Below are 6,302 nucleotides of genomic sequence, written 5' to 3'. Positions count from 1 at the left end.
GCAGTGACGCCTGCCTCCTTCAAAATCGCTCGTACTTCCTCGCGCATCTCGATCCGCAGACGAACGTCGAGGTTGCTGAACGGTTCGTCCAACAGGAGGATTGCGGGTTCGGGCGCGAGCGAGCGCGCGAGCGCTACCCGCTGTTGTTGCCCACCCGAGAGATCGTCGGGTGAGCGTTCGCCCATTCCGTCGAGGTCCACGAGTTCGAGGAGCGAATCGACGCGGTCGGCCGTCTCCTCGTCGTCAAAATCGGTCAGACCGAACGCGACGTTCTCGCGGACGGAGAGATGCGGGAAGAGGGCGAAGTCCTGAAAGACGACGCCTACGCCGCGGTTTTCGGGTTCCACAAAAGCCGCTCCGTCGCCGGCGACCTGCTCGTCATCGAGGCTGACGACGCCCTCGCTCGGGCGCTCCAGCCCGGCCATCAGGCGGAGCGTCGTCGTCTTGCCACACCCGGACGGCCCGAGGAGCGTGAGTAGTTCTCCCTCGTGGACGGTCAGTGAGAGGTCGGTGACGGCGTTCTCCTGCCCGTACCGTTTCGTCACGTCATCGAGTTCCAGCACGGACGCCGATGGGGATTCCTCGGAGTGCGCTGGTCGGCCGGTTGCTGCATCTGTGGTCATCGATTTGGGCGATTGGTTAGACATCGTTGGAGAGTGGTTAGACATCGTATCGTTCTCGCGCGAGTATTACGAGCATCGACAGTGCGGACACCCCGACGAGCACGAGTGCGGGGACCGCGGCTTCGCTGTAGTAGCCGTTCTCTTGAACCATCCAGATGTATGTAACCAGGGTTCTGAAGTCTGTCGGTTGCAACAGTATCGTCGCTTGGAGTTCCTTCATCGTCGTGAGGAAGACCAACGCCGCGCCTGCTGCCAGTCCGGGCGCGACCAGCGGTAGGGTGACTCGGCGGAACACCGAGAGTGGCGATTGCTCCAACGTCCGAGCTGCCTCCGTAAGTTTCGGGTCAACCTGCAAGAATGACGACCGAACCGCGCCGACCGCCTGCGGGAGGAACCGGACGACGTAGGCGAAGACGAGCAAGGGAAGCGTCTGGTAGAGCGCCGGAACGAACGACACGCCGACGTAGACCAGCGCGATCCCGAGCACGAGGCCGGGAACGGCATAGCCGACGTAGGAGAGTCGGTCGAGGATAGTTGCCACGGCCGAGGACGACCGCGCCGAGTAGTAAGCGGTCGGGATTGCGGCGACGACGGCGACGATGGCCGCGAACGTGGCTACCTCCACCGAATTAAGCGCGTACGTCCAGTGGAACGTGAACCCGCCGTAGGTGTTTCCGGTGCGCTGGTTCCACTGAACGAGGATTGCGAGCGGGACACCGAGTGCGAAGAGCGCGACGACCGCCGGGTACAACTGAGCGACCCAACGCCAACGCCCGAGGCGCAACTGTCCGGGTCTCCCGCTTGCACTCCCCCCGATTCCGGTGTTCGCGCTTCCGCTGACACGCGACTCCAACGCGAGGACGACTGCGACGACTGCGAGCAACTGTAAACTCAGTAGCGCGGTGAATCCCGGTGCCGAAGGGTTGTTGTACTGGACGTAAATAACGCGCATAAACGTGTTATAGTGCATGATCGCGGGTGTTCCGAAGTCCGCGAGGGAGTCCAGCACGACGAGGAGCACACCGACGCTGATCGACGGCAACACTTGCGGGAGAACGACCGAACGGAGCGCCCCGATCTTCGAGTGATTGAGAGTCCGTGCCGACTCGATGAGCGTCCCATCGACCGAGAGCAGGCCGGCGCGCGTCGTCAAGAAGACGTACGGATAGGTGAACAGCGAGAAGACGAGTACCGTCCCTTGCAGGCCGTAAATTTCGGGTATCGAGTGAATACCGATCGGAGCGAGCAAGTCCGCGAGGTCTCCGTGGGGTCCGAAGGCGGACGTGAACGCGAACGCGCCGATGTACTCGGGAATGACGAGCGGGAGCGCGGCCGTCACCGTCCAAAATCGGTTAAACGGCAGGTCGGTCTGTACCGTGAGGACGGCGAGCGGGACGCCGATGACAATGGAGAAAACGCTCACGGCGACGACCACGAGGATGCTGTTTATGAGCACTTGGAGCGTGCTCGGTGCGGTGAGGAGCGCGAACGCCGCGGGTGGCGCGGACACTGCACGGACAACGAGCCAGACGACTGGCGAGACGACCAGCAGCGCGACGAACGCGGCGAGGATTGCGACCGGGTACGGCGGAACGTCCTGTCCATCCCCATCCACGAACTCCGAAATTCGGTTGCCGACGGACACTAATCGAGAACCCCCGTTTGTCGTAAGAGATCGATGGTCGGCTGTACGTTGGCGAGTTTGGTGAGATCGAGATCGGGTGGGTGGAGTTTGGAGAGCGGCGGTAGCTGTTCGACGGGTTTCACGCCATCGATCATCGGGTAGGCAAACGACCACGTGGCGAGGAACTCCTGTGCCTCGGCGCTCAGCAGATGGCGAACGAAGTTGTTGGCGAGGTCGGGCTTATCCGTACCTTTCATGACCTCCGCTCCGGCGACATCGACGAGTGCACCCGCGTCACCTTTCGTGAACGCGATGTCGAGCGGAGCGTCCTGCCGCGAGGAGATCACACGAACCGCGTAGTAGTGGTTGGCGATGCCTGCCCCGATGTCGCCGTCGGCGACGGCGTTCGAGACGAACCACTCGTCTTTGTACTGCTCCATGCCGCCCTTGCCCCGATTTTTCATGCCTTTGAGCCACGCTTTCGTCTTCTGCTCGCCCTGTAGAATTCGCATCGCGGTGACGAAGGTCTGAAACGCCGGGTAGGTGGGTGCCCAGCCCATTTTCGCGTCGAGGTTCGACGTGTCCGTGAATTCGGAAATCGTGTCCGGAATGTCGCTTTTCGAGAACTGCTTGGTGTTGTACGGGATGGCGCGCGCACGCCCACCGACGCCGACCCACGTATTGGTGTGGAAACGGTTCGGGACCTGTTTCGTAATCTTCGAGGAGAGGGAGGCGGTGAGACCGGCATCGTCAACGACCCCGAGCGACCCCGCATCGTTCGCCCAAAATACGTCCGCGCGAACCTGTCCGTTCTTTCCTTCCGTGAGCACCTGATTCGCCGCGCTGAACCGCACGTTCACGCTGAAGTCGTCGTAGTACTGCTGAAGGAGGTTGGCGAGTTGCTGGTAGAGACCGCCCTCGCCGCCGCCGATATAGAGGGTGAGAGTCCCGGAGAGGTCAGGGAGGTCGTCGATAGAAGTGCCACCCGGGTCAGGCCGGTCCTGCACGAGTGGACTTGACCCGCGAAAATCTGAGAGCGTCGGTTTCTCGCTATTTCCCGACGAGAAAGCGCTACAGCCCGCGAGCGCTGTTGTTCCGACCATCGTACCTGCGACGAGGAACTGACGACGGGTCGGAGTAGATCGGTTACGCATATTGTTTTAGGCTGCCCTAAATAACTTATACCTGTCGAAAGTTCCTCCGGCTGATCGGGATGGGAGGATGAGCGAGTTCGTTCAGGCAGTCCAACCAGTTCCCGAGATACTCTCCACAGTGGTTCAGAAACTCGCCGTTCCTGTACATCGAGAAATCGCTGGATGTGAGTTCGTCCGCGACCGCTCGCGCGACGGTCGCGTACGCTCCCGCGCGCTCGCTTTCCCGCGACGATTCCTTTCGGACCCCTCGGTCGAGCGACTTCGTCGCTCGACTGGACGACCTATCGGGAGTCACTCCTGTGGTCGTTCGGTCCACCGCTTTCCACACGTGTTCGTTCAACTCCAACCCCGCCACCTCGTTCGCGAGGTCATCGAAGGTCGAGCGGGGGGCTTTGTTGTGCTGGCAGAGTGGCCGACCGTTGTAGATTCTCGTCCCGACAGCGTCACAGGCTTTCTTCAGCACGAGACCGCTCCAGATATCGTCGAAGCGGCCGACGCCCCACTCGTTGTCGTCCATCGGGAACTGATAGAACGCGGGGACGATCTCCCGGCGGAAGGCGAGATTCATCGAGCAAACCGTCAGGTAGTTTCCGCGTGCCGTGACGAAATCCTCGGGGTAGTCCTCCCGGGTGGTTCGGGTCGTCGCCCGCCCGCGGAGGTCGCCATCGTTCAGGATGCGAACCGCGTCGAGGTCCGGGACGCCCGTCCAGAGACCCTGCGAAACCACGACGTTCGAGACTTCGACCGTCCGCTCTTCGGTCGTCTCGTCCATCGCCCCGTACGGGTAACCGCGCGGGTAGAGGTCGCCATCGGCATCGTCCAACACGTTCACCCATCGTTCGTCCGAGCGGCGCTCGGGCAGGTTACCCTCGTAGGCGAGGTTACTGAGGTGCGTTCCGAAGAAATCCACGTCACGGTGTGGAAGAGTGTCGTCATCGAGGAAAACGCCGTACTCGAAGTCGTTGGCCCAGAGGAACAGCAGGCCGAAGGAGGTTTGCGCGTGGGATTTCGCGGGAATCAACTCCCGGTACTCGGCGACTCCGTGGGCATCGAACCACTCGTCACGTGCCGTTCCGTCGAAGACGACACCGTCGATATCGAGGTCATCGAGCATCGCACCCATCGCGTCGGTTTCACACTCGTCCTCGGTGACCAGACAGACGAAGAGGCGGTCGGTGTCGAAACCGTGGTCGCGAGCGTTCGACACGTACGCCCGCACGCACTCGTACTCGCGGACGGTCGGGACGATGACGCAAATGTCGGGGTCGGTCATCTCGTATACGCCCTCGTTATTTAGGCTGGCCTAAAGCACTGTCGTTGTGTTACGCGAGTCGGTCGAGGAGTTCGTCGGCGGCGGACAGCGAGAGCGCGGCGATGGTGAGCGTCGGGTTCATCGCGCCCGTCGTTGGGAAGACGGAGCTTCCTGCAATCGTAAGATTGTCCAAATCGTGTGTTCGCATGTCGGGACCGACGACGCTCGATTTCGGGTCCGTACCCATCCTCGTCGTTCCCATATGGTGGAACGCCGCCCCCGTTTTTTCGGGACCGATCACCCATCGGACGTTCGCGTCGAGTTCGTCCATGATGCGATGTTGGATTCGGTTCGCGCGCTCGATGGTGCGGCGCGTCCGGTCGTCGAGCGACCACACTACCTCCGGAACCGGATTGCCGTGGTCGTCCGTCTTCGAGTCGTCCAACGTCACGCGGTTTTCGTACTGAGGAACCTGCTCCACGAGCGCGCCGATCGCGAGGTGGTTGCCGTACTCCTCGCGGATGTTGTCGAGGAGGTGGTCGCCGAGTGAACTCCCAGAGAGCGCGATGTCCGCGGGTGTCGGGCCAGCGTAGTTCCAGAATTCGAGTTTGATGGCCGTCCGCGAGCCGTCGGCGGGCTGGTCGTAGAACTGGTGGCTCTCGGTCGTGTTGAAGCCGACGTGGTGCTGGCGCGTCCGCTCGTCCACGACACCGCCGACACCGGCGAAGAAATGATCTGTAAAGTAGCGACCGACGAGTCCCGAGGAGTTCGCCAGCCCATCCGGATACTGCGGTGATTTAGAGAGCAGGAGGAGCCGTGGGGTTTCGACACCGCCCGCTGCGAGCACGAACTCGGACGCCTCCTGTCGATGTGTCTTCCCATCGGGGGTCGCGTACACCGCGGCGATGACGCTGTCACCCGCGTCGTCGTGTTTGAGGTGCTGGACGGGCGCGCGGTCGATGACCACCGCGCCCGCCTTCTCGGCACCGTCGATAGTTACGGTTGCGTCGTACTTCGCACCGGAGGGACATACCGGTTTGCAGGTGCCGTAGCCCAGACACTCGCTCCGTCCGCGGTAGGATTCCGAATTCCGCGCGTTCGGCACCGAATGGGTCGTGATTTCGAGCGACTCGCAGGCCTCGGCGAACATCGCATCCGAATGGGAAGGCGGGAACGCCGGAAGCGGAAACGGTGTTGTTCGAGGTGGGGCGAAGGGATTGTCGCTCGCGCCCGCTACCCCGAACGCACGCTCCGCGCGGGCGTAGTGCGGTCGCAGGTCGGCGTAGGAGAGCGGCCAATCCACGCCCATCCCCGTCTCGCTGTGCAGGCGGAAATCCCGCTCGTGGAGGCGCATCACCATCCCTTGCCAGTGGAGGGTACTTCCGCCGACGCCCTTCACGCGCGCAGTGTTCAACGGGTATTCCTTCGGTCCACTGCTGGTGTAGGCGTCGCGCTTCTCGTGGCCACCTTCCTCGCCCATGTTCCACGGTGGTCTCGAACTCCCGGGTCTGATCGCGCGCTCCTCACGTTCGGAGCGGTCCTCGAAATCGAAGCGCGGCCCGGCATCCAGTACGACGACCGAATAGCCTGCTTTGGCCGCCCGATAGGCGACGAGTGCGCCCGCCGGGCCAGCACCGATGATGCAGACA

At 62.4% G+C, this 6,302-nt stretch carries 5 protein-coding genes; all 5 read right to left on the bottom strand.

Annotated features, from left to right (window positions below; all coding sequences use genetic code 11):
• Window positions 1-623, bottom strand: a 623-nt coding sequence (locus tag WBV42_RS13265) for an ABC transporter ATP-binding protein (RefSeq protein ID WP_423986446.1), incomplete at its 3' end; no start/stop codon positions are given.
• 37 nt (window positions 624-660) lie between these two features.
• Window positions 661-2,268 (bottom strand): ABC transporter permease, encoded by a 1,608-nt coding sequence (locus WBV42_RS13260; protein WP_423986445.1) that lies wholly within the window; start codon window positions 2,266-2,268, stop codon window positions 661-663.
• Window positions 2,268-3,401: an extracellular solute-binding protein gene (locus WBV42_RS13255; protein ID WP_423986444.1), complete on the bottom strand. Its 1,134-nt coding sequence runs from the start codon at window positions 3,399-3,401 to the stop codon at window positions 2,268-2,270. The genes WBV42_RS13260 and WBV42_RS13255 overlap by 1 nt, the downstream gene beginning before the upstream one ends.
• Before the next feature lie 25 nt (window positions 3,402-3,426).
• Window positions 3,427-4,674, bottom strand: coding sequence for an alpha-1 4-glucan-protein synthase (locus WBV42_RS13250; protein WP_423986443.1), 1,248 nt, complete (start codon window positions 4,672-4,674; stop codon window positions 3,427-3,429).
• A 49-nt stretch (window positions 4,675-4,723) separates the two neighbouring features.
• On the bottom strand, window positions 4,724-6,302 hold a 1,579-nt coding region (locus tag WBV42_RS13245), incomplete at its 5' end, for a GMC family oxidoreductase (RefSeq protein ID WP_423986442.1).

The sequence above is a fragment of the Haladaptatus sp. genome (assembly GCF_049589095.1).
In the GTDB taxonomy this organism is placed as follows: Archaea; Halobacteriota; Halobacteria; order Halobacteriales; family Haladaptataceae; genus Haladaptatus.
The sequence above is the reverse complement of the archived record's forward strand: the minus strand, read 5'-3'. Positions and strand labels throughout refer to the sequence as shown.